The sequence below is a fragment of the Pseudomonas sp. HS6-2 genome (genome assembly GCF_049325675.2).
Taxonomy (GTDB): domain Bacteria; phylum Pseudomonadota; class Gammaproteobacteria; order Pseudomonadales; family Pseudomonadaceae; genus Aquipseudomonas; species Aquipseudomonas putida_N.
In genome coordinates, this window is the sequence record NZ_CM143906.1 from 4,373,025 (window position 1) to 4,387,560 (window position 14,536).

At 64.4% G+C, this 14,536-nt stretch carries 14 protein-coding genes; 2 read left to right on the plus strand and 12 right to left on the minus strand.

Going from position 1 to position 14,536, the window contains the following annotated elements; genetic code table 11:
* Positions 1-106: 106 nt before the first annotated feature.
* The 11 genes from ACOKS3_RS20360 to ACOKS3_RS20410 all read right to left on the minus strand — a co-directional run bounded on the left by ACOKS3_RS20360 (position 107) and on the right by ACOKS3_RS20410 (position 11,962).
* Complete coding sequence (locus tag ACOKS3_RS20360) at positions 107-283, minus strand: hypothetical protein (protein WP_177334226.1); 177 nt, start codon at positions 281-283, stop codon at positions 107-109.
* 123 nt (positions 284-406) lie between these two features.
* On the minus strand, positions 407-1,537 hold the full coding sequence (locus tag ACOKS3_RS20365) for a lactonase family protein (protein WP_181004569.1): 1,131 nt from the start codon (positions 1,535-1,537) through the stop codon (positions 407-409).
* Complete coding sequence (locus ACOKS3_RS20370; protein WP_103449755.1) at positions 1,503-1,793, minus strand: DUF5629 family protein; 291 nt, start codon at positions 1,791-1,793, stop codon at positions 1,503-1,505. The genes ACOKS3_RS20365 and ACOKS3_RS20370 overlap by 35 nt, the downstream gene beginning before the upstream one ends.
* A 66-nt stretch (positions 1,794-1,859) precedes the next feature.
* Complete coding sequence (locus ACOKS3_RS20375) at positions 1,860-4,235, minus strand: efflux RND transporter permease subunit (protein ID WP_103449904.1); 2,376 nt, start codon at positions 4,233-4,235, stop codon at positions 1,860-1,862.
* A gap of 20 nt (positions 4,236-4,255) precedes the next feature.
* Positions 4,256-5,281, minus strand: coding sequence for a WD40/YVTN/BNR-like repeat-containing protein (locus tag ACOKS3_RS20380; protein ID WP_422763056.1), 1,026 nt, complete (start codon positions 5,279-5,281; stop codon positions 4,256-4,258).
* A 184-nt stretch (positions 5,282-5,465) separates the two neighbouring features.
* Positions 5,466-8,123 (minus strand): aminopeptidase N, encoded by a 2,658-nt coding sequence (gene pepN / locus ACOKS3_RS20385; RefSeq protein WP_422763046.1) that lies wholly within the window; start codon positions 8,121-8,123, stop codon positions 5,466-5,468.
* 13 nt (positions 8,124-8,136) lie between these two features.
* Positions 8,137-8,967 carry a DUF2797 domain-containing protein gene (locus ACOKS3_RS20390; protein ID WP_422763045.1) on the minus strand — a complete coding sequence of 277 codons (831 nt, stop codon included), beginning with the start codon at positions 8,965-8,967 and terminating at the stop codon, positions 8,137-8,139.
* Positions 8,964-9,224 (minus strand): YeaC family protein, encoded by a 261-nt coding sequence (locus ACOKS3_RS20395; RefSeq protein WP_054885767.1) that lies wholly within the window; start codon positions 9,222-9,224, stop codon positions 8,964-8,966. The genes ACOKS3_RS20390 and ACOKS3_RS20395 overlap by 4 nt, the downstream gene beginning before the upstream one ends.
* 13 nt (positions 9,225-9,237) lie before the next feature.
* Entirely contained in the window at positions 9,238-10,104 is an 867-nt protein-coding gene (locus ACOKS3_RS20400; RefSeq protein ID WP_103449752.1) for a rhomboid family intramembrane serine protease, read from the minus strand.
* The gene (locus tag ACOKS3_RS20405) at positions 10,101-11,072 is read right to left on the minus strand and encodes a metallophosphoesterase (RefSeq protein WP_103449751.1); all 972 of its coding nucleotides are present in this window, start codon (positions 11,070-11,072) and stop codon (positions 10,101-10,103) included. The genes ACOKS3_RS20400 and ACOKS3_RS20405 overlap by 4 nt, the downstream gene beginning before the upstream one ends.
* Positions 11,072-11,962: an NAD(+) kinase gene (locus ACOKS3_RS20410; RefSeq protein WP_103449750.1), complete on the minus strand. Its 891-nt coding sequence runs from the start codon at positions 11,960-11,962 to the stop codon at positions 11,072-11,074. Before ACOKS3_RS20410 ends, ACOKS3_RS20405 begins: the two co-directional genes overlap by 1 nt.
* A gap of 44 nt (positions 11,963-12,006) precedes the next feature.
* On the opposite strand from ACOKS3_RS20410, the gene ACOKS3_RS20415 reads away from it, so the two are divergent.
* Complete coding sequence (locus ACOKS3_RS20415; protein WP_422763044.1) at positions 12,007-13,032, plus strand: DUF1853 family protein; 1,026 nt, start codon at positions 12,007-12,009, stop codon at positions 13,030-13,032.
* A gap of 56 nt (positions 13,033-13,088) precedes the next feature.
* Positions 13,089-13,634, plus strand: a complete 546-nt coding sequence (gene cybB, locus ACOKS3_RS20420; protein ID WP_103449748.1) for a cytochrome b561 — start codon at positions 13,089-13,091, stop codon at positions 13,632-13,634.
* On the opposite strand, the gene ACOKS3_RS20425 is transcribed toward cybB, so the two are convergent.
* Positions 13,625-14,515 (minus strand): 1-aminocyclopropane-1-carboxylate deaminase/D-cysteine desulfhydrase, encoded by an 891-nt coding sequence (locus tag ACOKS3_RS20425; protein ID WP_422763043.1) that lies wholly within the window; start codon positions 14,513-14,515, stop codon positions 13,625-13,627. The two genes, cybB and ACOKS3_RS20425, sit on opposite strands and share 10 nt — an antisense overlap.
* Positions 14,516-14,536: the final 21 nt, after the last annotated feature.

Sequence of the window (14,536 nt, forward strand, 5' to 3'; positions counted from 1 at the left end):
TCCCTGTAGGAGCGGGCTTGCCCCGCGAAACAGGCGCCGCGATGGCTGGCACCGGCTTCGCCGGTGTTCGCGGGGCAAGCCCGCTCCTACAAGGACCGAGTAATGTTCAGTGGCTGTGCTTGCCACTCAAGGCCGCATGAAAGTTGGCGCTCTGGCGCAGGTACTGCTCGGTGTAGCTGTGGGTGGTCGTGGCCTTGCTGCTGTCGGCATGGGCATGGGCCGGCAGCACGACGGAGGCGGAGATGGCGGATGCGGCAATCACGGGGAAGAGATTGAAGTTCATGGTGGCTGACCTCGACGTGTGTGGTTTGACGTTCAGCCGCTTGGGCCTTGGGTCAAACTTACGCCGCTGAGGTCGCCCGCAGAAATTCATTGCGCTGGTAAGGGTTATCACCGCTATCGATAGTCAATCGATGAACTTGAGATCCGAAGGCGCATCCTGCTTGAAGTTCTGCACCGTCTCGCCGAGCTTGCCGCTGCGCGGGTCGCGGCGCATGACCACGATCTGGTTGCTCTTCTGGTTGGCCACCAGCAGGAAATTGTCGCTCGGGTCCAGGGCGAACTCCCGCGGGTGGTCGCCCTCTACCGAGCGGCGCTGCAGGAAGGTCAGCTGGCCATCGTCCTTGCCCACGCTGAACACCACGATCTCGTTCGCCGTGCCGCGGTTGCTGACGTACAGGAAGCGCCCGTCCGCCGACAGATGCAGGCCACCCGAGGCCTTGGCGGCGACATCCTGCTGCTCGGTCAGCGGCAGGCGCTGACGCGCCAGCAAGGCAGCGTCCTTGACGTCGAACATCACCACTTCACCGCTCATTTCCAGCGTCAGGTAGGCATGCCGGCCCTTGGCATCGAACAGCAGATGACGCGGCCCGCTGCCGGGAGGCAGGTCCACCGACGCCGGGGTCGCCGCGCTCAGCGGGTGATCGGCGCTGGCGCCGTCGTAGTCATAGATGAAGACCTTGTCGGCGCCCAGGTCGCAGGCATACAGATGCAAGCCATCCGGTGACAGCACCAGCGAATGCACGTGGGCCCCGGCCTGGCGCTCGGGGTTGACGCCACTGGGCTTGTGCCGCAGCTGCTGCACCACATCCTTGAGCTTGCCATCCTTGGCCACCGGGATCACCACCAGGCTGCCGCCCGGGTCGGGGGCAACGGCGTAGTTGGCGACGAACAGGTAGCGCTGGTCGCGGCTCAGGCTGGCGTGGGTCGGTTCATCACCACGGCTGGCCACCTGGTTCAGCGGCTTGATCTCGCCCTTGGTGCTGACGCTGAAGCTGCTGACTTGGCCGTTCGGGGTTTCATTGACCGCGAACAACTGGCGCTGGTCGGCTGACAGCACCAGCCACGACGGGCTGACGCTCTCGACCACCTGTTGCGGCGTCGGGTCGATCTGCCCGGTCTTGCTGTCGAACGCGTAGCGGTAGATGCCCTGGCTCTGGCCATCGGTGTAGCTGCCCACCAGCAACGTGGCGGCGTGGGCGGTGATTGTCAGGCTCATCAGGCTAGCGGTCAGCAGGTTCGTCCAGATCCGGTTCATCATCGTCTTCATCCGGGGCGCGAAAGGCACTCATACAGACTAGACGATGCTCGCCCTGGGCATCGGCGAGTTGCCATTCATCACCGGCACCGACGGCGGCAGCGAGCTGCTCGGGGGTGAACGACCAGCGGCGGTGCTGGCGACCATCCATGCACTTGATGGTCAGGCCGGATTCGTCGCAGGTGAAATCGAAGGCGTGCAAACCGTCGATCAGGAGCATGTCGCAGGATGCGAGGGCGGTGGCGAGAGGGGACATGGGAATACCGATCAAAAATGAGCCGGCAGTATACCCCGAGGGCCGCGTTGCGGCCCTCGGGGTATATCAATGGGCGAAAATCGAACCACCCTCCTTGCCCGCCATTTTCTCCGGCTTGATCAAAAACCGCGCCAGCGCCGGCAGCAGCCACAGCGCACCAAACATGTTCCACAGCAACATGAAGGTCAGCATCAATCCCATGTCGGCCTGGAACTTGATCGCCGAGAAGATCCAGGTGCACACGCCGATCGCCAGGCACAGGCCCGTGAACAGCACCGCCTTACCGGTCGAGCGCAGGGTCTGGTAGTAAGCCTCCTGCAACGGCAGGCCGGCACGCAGGAAGCTTTCCAGGCGGCTGTAGATGTAGATGCCGTAGTCCACGCCGATACCTACGCCCAGGGCCACTACCGGCAAGGTCGCGACCTTGACGCCGATGCCCATGAACGCCATCAGTGCGTTGCCCAGCACCGAGGTCAGCACCAGCGGCAGGACGATGCACAGGGTCGCGGCAAACGAGCGGAAGGTGATCATGCACATCACTGCCACGCAGAGGTAGACCAGGATCAGGATGGTCAGCTCGGCCGACTTGATTACCTCGTTGGTGGCCGCCTCGATCCCGGCGTTGCCCGCTGCCAGCAGGAACTGCAGGCCCTCCTTGTCATGGCTATCGGCGAATGCCTTGGCCACTGCGGTGACACGCTCCAGGGTCTCGGCCTTGTGGTCGTTGAGGAACACCAGTACCGGCGCCAGCGAGCAGTCGGCGTTGTACAGGCCATCGGCACGGGCGATGGAGTTGTTGAGGATGTCCGGGTTGCGCGACAGCGTCTCCCACTTCAGGCTGCCCTCGTTCATGCCCTTGATCACCTGTTTGGAGACCGTCACCAGGGAGATCGCCGACTGCACGCCTGGGGTGTTCTGCATGGTCCACATCAGCTCGTCGATCGGCGCCATGGTCGAGTGGATCGAGCAGCTTTCCGGCGGCGTCTTGACCATGATCACCAGCACATCGGAACTGGTCGAGTAGTTGCTGATGATGAAGTTGTTGTCCTGGTTGTAACGCGAGTCCGGGCGCAGCTCCGGCGCCCCCTGGTCAAGGTCGCCGATCTTCAGGTTCTGGCTGTACCACAGGCCGCCAGCGAAGGCGATGAGCGCCAGGGTGATCGACACCGGGGCCACCTTGGCACTGGCGAAGTTCGACAGCAAGCGCCAGAACGGGTGCTCGCGGGTCGCGTCCTTCTTGCTGCGTTCGATGGCCTTCTTGCTGATACCGACGTAGGAGATCGCCACCGGTAGCAGGATCAGGTTGGTGAACACGATCACCGCCACGCCGATGGACGCGCCGATGGCCAACTCGCGGATCACGCCAATGTCGATGATCAACAGGGTGATGAAGCCCACGGCGTCGGCGAGAATGGCGATCATCCCCGGCAGGAACAGCTGGCGGAAGGTGCGCCGGGCTGCGGTCAGGGCATTGTCGGCGTCACTGGACTGCAAGGCGATGCCGTTGATCTTCTGCACGCCGTGGGAAATGCCGATGGCGAAGATCAGGAACGGTACCAGCATCGAGTACGGGTCCAGGCCGAAGCCCACCGCGTGCATCAGGCCCAGCTGCCAGATCACCGCCACCAGCGTGGTGATGAGCACGGCGATGGTGCTGCGGATACACCAGGTGAACCAGTACAGCAGGACCCAGGTGATCACCAGGGCCACGCCGAAGAACATCGCCACCATCACCAGGCCGTCGATCAGGTCGCCGACCTTCTTGGCAAAGCCGATGATGTGGATCTTCACGTTGGGGTTCTGCGCCTGGAACTTGTCACGGATCTTTTCTTCGAGCTGGTGCGAGAACTGTTGGTAATCCAGCTTGACCTGCTTGCCGGGGTCCTGCGGATCAGGGAAGCTTTCCAGCAGTGGCACGTCGACGATGCTGGACTTGAAGTTGTTGCCTACCAGGCGCCCGACCTGGCCGGACTTGAGCACGTTGTCGCGCAGGGTATCGAGGCTGTCCTGGGAGCCGTTGTAGGTGTTGGGGATGACTTCGCCGCCGGAGAAGCCTTCCTCGGTGACCTCGCTCCAGCGCACGCTGGGGCTCCACAGTGACTTGAGGCCGGCGCGGTCGACACCGGGGATGTAGAACACCTCGTCATGGATCTGCCGCAGCGTTTCCATGTAGTCCTTGTCGAAGATGTCGCCATTGACCGCCTCGACCGAGATGCGCACGGTGTTGCCGAGGTTGGCCAGGTCGTTGCGGTGCTCCATCATCTGTTCGATGAACGGGTGCTGCAGCGGGATCATCTTCTCGAAGCTGGTCGAGGGGCGGATCTGCGTGGCCTGCCAGAACAGGAAGATGCTGACCAGCAGGCACAGGGCGATGACCACCGGCCGGTTGTTGAAGATCAGGCGTTCGAGCAGCGTGGCCTTGTCCTGATGGTGCGGATGCATGGTGATGCTCTCCCTGCTGGTCATGGACGCACCTCCTTGGCCGCCGGCTCTGCACCTTCGGCGTTGGCCAGGTGCACGCCCCCCTGCCCTACCAGCAGCAGCCCGCCATTGGCCAGGCCACTGACACCGGCCAGGGCGATGCGGTCGCTGCGGTTGTAGACGCTGAAGGTCTGGCCATCATCGGTGCTGCGCAGCACGCTGCCGCCATTGCCGACCAGCACCAGGCTGCCATCTTCGACAAGCGTAGCGCCTGCCAGGCCGAATTCGAGTTCGCCGCGGGCGGCCTTGAGTGCGATCGGCTGCCAGCTGTCACCAAAATCGGCGGAGCGGAACAGGTTGCCGCGCAGGCCGTAGGCCAGCAGCGTATTCGCCTTGGCGGTACCGATCACGCCGAACAGCGAGCCCTCGTATGGGCCCTGGACCTTGGCCCAAGTCTGGCCGTCGTCGCTGGAGCGGTACATGCCGCCCTGCTCGCCGACGATGAACAGGCCAGCGTCGCGCACCCGAGTGATGCCGTTGAGGTGGAGTTGCTCGGGGTTGTCCAGGCGCTCGGCGATGTCCTGCCAGTGCTGGCCGCCGTCGCGGGTTTCCAGCAGCGCGCCGTAGGCGCCCACGGCAAAGCCGCGCTGGGCGTCGAGGAAGCTGACGTCCAGCAGCGGCGCTTCACGGGAAAGGTCTTCGAACTGTTTGCTCCAGGTGGCCCCCCCGTCGCTGCTGGCGAGGATCTGCGCATCGTGGCCCACTGCCCAGCCACGCTTGTCGTCGAGGAAGAACACGGCGGTGAGCAACTGCCGGGTGGGCACCCGGGCCTGGGTCCAGGTGCTGCCCTGGTCGTCGGAGAACAGAATGTGGCCGCGATCCCCCACCACCACCAGGCGCTTGCCGGCATGGGCGGCGCCGATCAGCAGGCTCTGGCTGGCCTTGGCTGATTCGGTCGAGTATTCGTCAGCGGCAGCGGCCTGCGCGCTGTCGGCCCACATCCCCAGTGCCAGCGCCAGCATTGCGCCGGCCGCCAAAGGCCAGGCTCCACGCCTGGCCTGCGTCATCACCCGCTGCTTCATGACCATCCCCTGTTGTGTTTTTCTTGGTGGGTCTGTGCTGTGAAAAGCCTGTGTTAGAGGCTTGGGGGGATCGTATCGGGGAAGGTTGCGCGATTACAACGAACGGGACGTTATGTTTTGTTAACCGCCAAAAAACCGGGGCCGCTTTGCGGCCCCAGGTCTACCAGGCTTACGCCAGGCTCTTGCTCACGACTTCATACACATCGCTGGACAGCTCTCCAGAAGCGAGAATCCGCTCCAGTTCGCCCTTCATCAGCACCTGGCGCGCATCGTCATACTTGCGCCAGCGGGTCAGCGGTGCCAGTTGGCGTGAAGCGATCTGCGGGTTCAGCGCATTCAGCTCGATCACCAGATCTGCCAGGAAGCGATAGCCCGAACCATCGGCGGCATGGAAGTTGACCAGATTCTGCCCGGCAAAGGCACCGATCAGCGCCCGCACCTTGTTCGGGTTCTTCAAGGTGAACGCCGGGTGCTGCATCAGCGCCTTGACCCGCGCCAGCCCACCCGGCAGCGTGCTGGCGGCCTGCACGCTGAACCACTGGTCCATGACCAGTGGGTTGTCCTTGAAGTGCTCGGCAAAGCTCTCCAGCGCCTTGGCGCGCTCGGCCTGGAACGGCGAGTTGACCAGCACGGCCAGCGCGGTCAGGCGCTCGGTCATGTTGTCGCAGTGCTCGAACTGCTCCAGGGTCGCCTCCAGCACCTGCGCCTTGCCGCTCTGCATCAGATACGACAGGGCGATGTTCTGCAGGCTGCGGCGGGCGAAGTGTTCGGCGGCGGCCACGTAAGCGGTTTTGCGCGACACCTCGCGGTTGGCCTGGTAGCGCGCCCACAGGGCGTCGAACAGCTGCTCGGCGATCTGCTGGCGGGCGAACTCGCGGGCGGCGTGGATGGCGTCAACGTCGGCCACCTGGCTGATTTCGGTCAGGTAGGCCTCACCTGGCAGCGAGAGCATCTCGGCGACCATGGCGGGGTCGAGCGACTCATTACCCAGCACGGTGCCGAGCGCGGTGATCAGACGCTGGTCGAGCTTCAGCGTTTCGCCGCGCTGATGCTGGCCGATCAGCTCCTGCAGCACCTGTACCGACAGCTGCTGGCCCGCTTCCCAGCGGTTGAAGCCGTCGCTGTCGTGCTGCATGAGGAACATCAGCTGGTCACGGTCGTACGGGAAGCTCAGCTTGACCGGGGCGCTGAAACCGCGCAGCAGCGACGGCAGCGGCTTGGCCGCGATGCCCTGGAAGGTGAAGGTCTGCTCGGCTTCGGTCACCGACAGCACACGCGAGGTACCCGCTGCGGCAGCTTCGCCAGCCAGTTGCAGCGGCAGATCGTTGCCTTCGGCGTCCAGCAGGCCCAGTTCGACCGGGATCACGAACGGCAGCTTCTCGGCCTTGTCCGGGGTCTGCGGGCAGCTCTGGCGGAAGGTCAGGCTGTAGGTCTGCGCGGCCGCGTCATAGGCTTCGCTGACCTCCAGGCGCGGGGTGCCGGCCTGGCTGTACCAGCGCTTGAACTGGGCGAGGTCGACGCCGTTGGCGTCTTCCATGGCCTTGATGAAATCGTCGGTGGTCACGGCCTGGCCATCGTGGCGTTCGAAGTACAGGTCGCTGCCTTTGCGGAAGCCGTCTGCACCCAGCAAGGTGCGAACCATGCGCACCACTTCGGCGCCCTTCTCGTACACGGTCAGGGTATAGAAGTTGGAGATTTCGATGAAGCTGTCCGGGCGCACCGGGTGAGCCATCGGGCCGGCGTCTTCGGCGAACTGGTGGGTACGCAGATAGGCGACGTCCTCGATGCGCTTGACCGTGCGCGAGTTCATGTCGGCGCTGAACTCGGCATCGCGGAATACCGTGAAGCCTTCCTTGAGCGACAGCTGGAACCAGTCGCGGCAGGTCACGCGGTTGCCCGACCAGTTGTGGAAATACTCGTGGGCAACCACACCCTCGACGCGCTGGTGGGCGGCATCGGTGGCGGTTTCGGCGCGGGCCAGCACGCAGCTCGAGTTGAAGATGTTCAGGCCCTTGTTTTCCATGGCGCCCATGTTGAAGTCGTTGACCGCGACGATCATGAAGATGTCCAAGTCGTACTCGCGACCATAGACTTCCTCATCCCAGCGCATGGACTTCTTCAGGCTGACCATGGCGTGGTCGCACTTGTCGATGTTCTCGGGCTCGACATAGATGCGCAGGGTCACGTCGCGGCCGGACTGGCGGGTAAAACTGTCTTCGACGCACCACAGGTCACCGGCCACCAGCGCAAACAGGTAGGCCGGCTTCATGAACGGGTCTTCCCAGGTCGCCCAGTGGCGGCCATCTTCTGCCGGCCCGCTGCCGATCGGGTTGCCGTTGCTGAGCAGCACCGGGTAGCGATGCTGTTCGGCGATCACCGTGGTGGTGAAAGTACTCATCACGTCCGGGCGGTCGAGGTAATAGGTGATCTTGCGAAAGCCCTCGGCCTCGCACTGGGTGCAGAACATCTTGCCAGACTTGTACAGGCCTTCCAGCGCGGTGTTGCTCTCTGGGTGGATCTTCACGCTGGTGTCGAGGGTGAAGCGTTCGGCCTTGGGATGGACCGTCAGGCTGTCGGCTTCGAGCTGGTAGTCGCTCGCTTGCAGTTCGACATCGTCCAGCGAGGCGCGCAGCAGCTCCAGCTGCTGGCCGTCCAGCTCCAGTGGCGGCAGGCCGGCACCGCGTGCCGGGTTGCGGCGCATGACCAGTTGCGCGTGGACCAGGGTGTGGTCCTCGAACAGTTCGAAGGTCAGGTGCGTCTCGTCGATCAGGTACTCGGGCGCCTGGTAATCCTTGAGATAGATCACTTGCGGTTGTTCGGTACGCATGTGCAGGTCCTTTTTACTGGAGCACGGCCAACTGGTAGGCCGTGTACTTGCGAATATTGATCACGCCGGTGTCGAAGAGCAGGTACTGGCCCTTGATGCCCAGCAGCGTGCCTTCGGCCACCGGGTCCTTGTCGAGGTTGAAGCTGACGATCTTTTTCGGATAGGCCTCGACCGGGTAGCGCATTTCCACCACTTCGGCGTCAGGCAGCGGCTGGATCGCCTGCAGGCCGAAGCGGCCCTGCAGCTCGCGCAGGCCGTCGGCGCAGGCGTCGAAAATCTGATCGCGGATGGCGGGCAGGTCGAGCACTTCGGCGTCGCCCTTGAGCAGCGTGCGCCAGTTGGTGCGGTCCGGCACCTGGCTGCGCAGGATGTCTTCGACCAGGCCCGATTGCTGGCGGGTGGCCACGCGCATGATCGGCAGCGCCTGGCTGGCACCCTGGTCGAGCCAGCGGGTGGGCAGCTGGGTGGCACGGGTGATGCCGACCTTGATCCCCGACGAGTTGGCCAGGTACACCACGTGGTCGGTCATGCAGAACTGTTCGCCCCAGGATGGTTCACGGCAGGTGCCGGCGTCGTAGTGGCATTTTTCCGGGGCCATGATGCACACGTCGCACTGGGCCAGCTTGGTCATGCACGGGTAGCAATAACCCTGGCTGAAGCTGGTCTTGGTGCGCTTGCCGCAATGGCTGCAGTGAATGGCGCCGAGGTATTCCAGGCGCAGGCGCTGGCCGATCAGCGGGTTGACCGCCACCTGGGTGTCATCCAGGCGGAAGCTGTATTGCACCACGGGTGCCTGCAGGGTGACTGCCATCTTGCTCAAAGAGCCACGAGCGAGTTCGATCAATGTACCGAGTCCGACTTGAACAGAATGTTGGCGATAGGTGCCGACTTCGACGCGCATTCCTGCGGGCCCATGTAACCGGTGCGCTGTTCTTCGGGCAGGTTCTTCATCTCCCAGGCGATCACCGCCTGCAGCGAAAGTTCTTTCTGCTCGGCGGTGAGCTTGCGCCCATCCGACCATTTGCCGATTTCCACGGCCAGTTTCAGGCTCTGGTAGATTTCCGGGGTGATGTTTTCGATCATTTGCGCGAAAGTGGACATAGTGTCTCCTGATTCAAGCCGACAGTTTACGCCGGGCCAGCGCCCCACCCAAGAGCCCGGTCAGGCATCCGATGAGCAGGCCACCGACGTGGGCGGCGTTGGCGATCTGGCCGAAGCCAAGCTGGCCGACCACGCCGGTCAGGCAGATCACCAGCCAGATCAGCATCATCACCAGCACGCCCTTGGGCAGGTTGAAGTGAGGGTTGGGCGCCAGCCACTGGTACAGCCAGACGTGGCCGAGCAGACCGTAGAGCACGCCAGACAGGCCGCCGAACAAGCTCGGGCCACTGGTGTAGTGCTGGGCCAGGTTGGACACCAGACTGAACAGCAGGGTCAGGCCCAGCAGCAGCCAGGGGCCCTGGCGCAGTTCGATGCGCTTGCCCAGCTCCCAGTACCACAGGCCGTTCATCGCCAGGTGCAGCACGCCAAAGTGCAGCAGCATGGGCGAGACCAGGCGCCACCACTGGCCTTCGGCGAGGCCCTGGGCCAGCGGGGTGAAATGCAAGTATTCACCCTGGACGCGGAAGTCGAGGAAAGTGAACCAGCTGATGGCGTTGAGGTTGTCGCCCAGGCTGGTGAGGCCGGCGACGACCAGGCACAGGACGAGGATGGTGGCGGTGACCTTGCAGGCTTTGGCCTGGTCTGCCAGAGAGGGCTGCGTGGGAGCCATCGCGGATAAATCCGCTCCTACATCGGCGTTACCGTCGGGGAAGCGCTGGTACAGTTCGCGCACGTCGGCAACCAGAGTGTCGGGGGCCCAGAGCACTTGTTCCTCGCCCTCCTCGCTGACCCGGTGCGGTACCTGCAGGCGCTGCAGCAGGTGGACGAAGCCGCTGAGGTCGACCGACAGCGGCAGGCGCATCACTTCGATGATTTTCATTGATTGGCCTGAGGGCGTTCGACGTCGACCCAGACGAACTTGTGCGGGTCGATGCGGGTTTCATCATCCAGCCGGTAAGCCGCCAGCTTGCCGTACAGCACCGCGCTGTAGTCCAGGCAGGCCAGGTTGGCGCGGATCGGCGCCGGGCGGCCGCTGCGCCAGTAGTGGCCGACGAACAGCAACGGTTCGTCCTCGGCGTAGCGCAGCAGGGCATTCTTTTCGGTGTGGCTGAGTGGCGTGCGGGCAACGTCGTCGGGCAGCGCATCAGGCTGGAAGACGATGTCGCCGTAGGTCTGCGGGTCTTCTTCCCAGAACTTGGTGCGGAAGAAGGCGCGGGTCAGGCCGTCGCCGCCGGTCAAGGTCAGGCCGTCCGGCAGGCGCATGTCGGTGCCGCGCAGCAGGCGGTTGCACACGGAGGCGGCAAAGCTGCCGGACACCGCCGACGCCTGGATGAAGTGCTCGTCGATACGCCCGCCCGGGTACTGCTGGCGCAGCGGTTCGATCAGCCGTGGGTCCCAGCAGGCATGCACCAGGCGGAAGCGCCCGGCGTCGATGAACAGTGGCAGCTCGTAGAACCACTGCACGAAGTCGTGCCAGTCGCCGGGGTGGTGGGCGAACTGGGTCAGGGTTTCGTCGATCAGCCGGGCGTGGCGCGGGGTGTGTTCGCGCACAAACGCCTTGCCGCTACCGGGCAGTGCCGGGGTGACCCAGCCCAGGGCGTTGTACTCGTGGTTGCCCATGATACAGAACGCCTGGCCGGCCTCGACCATGTCATGCACGATGTGCAGCGCCTCGCGGATGCGCGGGCCACGGTCGACGATATCGCCAAGGAACAGGGCCAGGCGCCAAGGGTGACGCCAGACGCCGCCGACACGTTTGTAGCCGAGGGCGTCGAGCAGGCGTTCGAGGGTCAGTGCACAGCCGTGCACGTCGCCGATGATGTCGAAACTGCGCGCCGGATCGAGCATCAGTCGTCCCTGCCTCCCAGGCGGCTGCCCCAGCCGAGTTTGGTGCGACACACCTCATAGTAGTTGTGGTCGAGCGGGTGGATCAGGCGCAGCTTCTGTGGCTTCTTGCTCACCGTGATGGTGTCGCCTGGGGCGCAGGTGAAGTGGTTCTGGCCGTCGCAGGACACTTGCGGGTAGATCTGCAGGTCCTTGGACACCACGATCTTCAGCTCGCTGTTGCCGTCGACCACGATCGGCCGCCCCGACAGGGTATGTGGGTACATCGGCACGATGACGATGGCGTCGAGCTTGGGGTGCATGATCGGACCGCCGGCCGACAGCGCGTAGGCGGTGGAACCGGTCGGGGTGGCGACGATCAGGCCGTCGGCCTTCTGGCTGCAGACGAACTGGCCGTCGATGTAAATCTCGAACTCAATCATCCGCGTCGACTTGCCCGGGTGCAGGACCACGTCGTTGAGCGCATCGCCCTGACCGATGGCTTCGTGATGGCGGCGCACCTCGGCCTGCAGCAGGAAACGGTTTTCCACCAGGTAGTGGCCGTCAAGCACCTCGGCGACTTTCTCCTCCAGCTCGTCCGGGCGGATGTCGGTCAGGAAGCCCAGGTTGCCGCGGTTGATGCCCAGCACCGGCACATTGTGCCGGGCCAGGGCGCGGGCGGCGCCGAGCAGGCTGCCGTCGCCTCCGACCACGATGACCAGGTCGCAGACCTCGCCGAGCAGCTTGCGCGTCGAGGTTTGCAGGCCGTGGCCGGGCAGCACTTCGGCGATGGTGTCCTCGAGGATCACGTGCAGGTGGCGCTCGAGGAGGAATTTTTTCAGTCGGCGAATGGTGTCGAGCACCTGCGAGCTGCCAAGGCGGCCGATGATACCGATATTGCGAAATTGCTCCATGGGGCTCCTGCGAGGCTCTGCGGCGGGGTGACGATGTCGCGATTATGGGCGAAACGACTGGGCAGCGGCAAACCGGCTATGCTCGCAGCATGATGCCATTTGCCGAGCTCCATGAGCTGCCCCGCCGCTTGCACCGCCCTGCCGTGCGCGACCTGGCCTGGACCCTGCTGTCGCCCGCGCTGCTGAGCGCCCCGCCCTGCCCCCAGCGCCATCCGCTGGCGGGCAGCGCCTGGGCGGGCGATCCGCAACGCCTGCAGGACTGGTTGCACGCACTGGATGCAGATGACCTGCCCTTGCGCGACTGGCTGGCAAGGATCACCAGCCGGCGCCTGGGGCTGTACTACGAAGGTCTGTGGCAGTTCGCCCTGGCGCACGCGCCCGGGGTCGAGCTGCTGGCGTCCAACCTGGCGATTCGCGCAGGCGGGCGGACTCTGGGCGAGCTGGACATTCTGCTGCGTGATGGCGAAGGCACTCATCATCTGGAGCTGGCCATCAAGCTGTACCTGGGGCCGACCGAGGACGACGGCCGCGACCCGGCGCATTGGCTCGGGCCTGGCTGCCATGATCGGCTCGGCAGCAAACTGGCACACCTGGCCGGGCACCAATTGCCCATGTCGGCAGACGCGCAGAGTCGCGAAGCGCTGATCGCGGTAGGTGTCGACCAGGTGCAGGCACACCTGTGGCTGGGCGGTTACCTGTTCTATCCATGGCCGGGGCATGCCGAGCCGCCTACGGGGGCCAACCCTCGGCATTTGCGCGGCCGCTGGATACGACGGCGGAATTGGGCAGCGACAGCAGACGAACGCTGGCAACCGCTGCCACGGCATGCCTGGCTGGCGCCAGCACGGGCAGAACCAGACGAATGCTGGACGGTGCCGCAGTTCGCGGCCTGGCTAGTTCGGCTGGACGAACATGCCCCCGCGCAGTTACTGGTCAGGCTGGAGCCGGATGACGAAGGTGCCTGGCAGGAAGTCGAACGCGTGTTTCTGGTGGCGGACAGTTGGCCACATTTGCCAGACAACAGAATTTTCACAGATCCAGCTCAAAGATTTGTTTCAAATAGCCATTAGAGTGCTATTTGAGCGCCAGCAAGAGCGCCATTCCTACCTGATGACGAGGACCGATCATGGTTTCATCCACTCCCGCGCCCCATTACGCACGCCTGTCCATCGCCCTGCATTGGCTAATGCTGTTGTTGCTGGCCGCCGTGTACGCCTGTATCGAATTTCGCGGCCTGTTCCCCAAGGACAGCGCCGAACGCAACCTGATGAAAGACCTGCACTTCATGCTCGGCCTGAGTGTGTTCGTGCTGGTCTGGCTGCGCTTGGCCGTGCGCCTGGTTCGCCCGACCCCGCCGATCGTGCCCAAGCCACCGGCCTGGCAGACCGGCCTTGCGCACCTGATGCACCTGGCGCTGTACCTGCTGATGATCGGCCTGCCCGTGGCCGGCTGGCTGATCCTCAGCGCCGCCGACAAGCCGGTGCCGTTCTTCGGCCTGGAGCTGCCGCACCTGATCGGCCCCGACCCGGACCAGGCCAAGTTCATCAAGGGCTGGCATGAGCGGGTGGCGACCTGGGGTTACTGGCTGATCGGCCTGCATGCCGTGGCCGGGCTGTACCATCACTACGTGCAGCGCGACAACACGCTGCTGCGCATGCTGCCCTACAAGTAACCACGACGGCCTTGCAGGCCGCCGGTGTGGACGAAGATCAGGCGGGTACCGGGCGCGAACAGCCCGGCCCCGACCTGATCGCGCAGGGCCAGCAATGCCTTGCCGGTGTACAGGGCTTCCAGCGGCACGCCACTGTGCCGCTCGCTCTCGGCGATGAACGCCAGCAACTCATCATCGAATTTGCCGAAGCCGCCGCGGCAGGCGTCGTGCAACTGGTAGCCCTGTATGCCCGCCAGTTCGGTGACTGTCTCCGGCACGCCGTGATCGATTGGCACCGCCAGAGCAGCATGCACGAGGTGTTCTCCTGCCTCGGCACGAACCAGACCGGCCAATGTCGTACCGGTACCCGCAGCCAGCCACCAGGCGTCGTAGCCCGACCATCCCAGCGCTGACAGCTGCGAACGGGCCTGCTCGACGATCAGCGCACAACCTTCGGCACCCGCCGCCCCGCCACCGCCTTCGGGAATGCACTGCCAGCCCCGATAACGGGCCTGCCAAGGCTCCCAGAAGCCCGGCTCATGGCGTGCCCGATAGCCACCGTAGCCCAGCCAGTGCAATTGCATACCCAAGGCTTGCAGGTCGCGCACTGTGGGGGTGTCTTGCGGGTGGCCGCGCAGCAGGCCGGCGGTGGCGAAGCCGAAGCGTTTGCCGGCGGCGGCCAGGGCGTGGAGGTGGTTGGAATGGTTGCCGCCCAGGCTGATCAGGCCTGAAGCGCCTGCGGCATGGGCATGCTGCAAGTGGTGGCGAAGCTTGAACCACTTGTTGCCGCTGATCAGTGGGTCTATCAGGTCCAGGCGCAGGATGGCCACTTCGACGTTGGAATTCGCCAGCCAAGGCAGATCCAGGATCTGTAGCGGAGCTTGAGGTAAATTCAGATACATGGAACGGAGTTTATCAGTGAA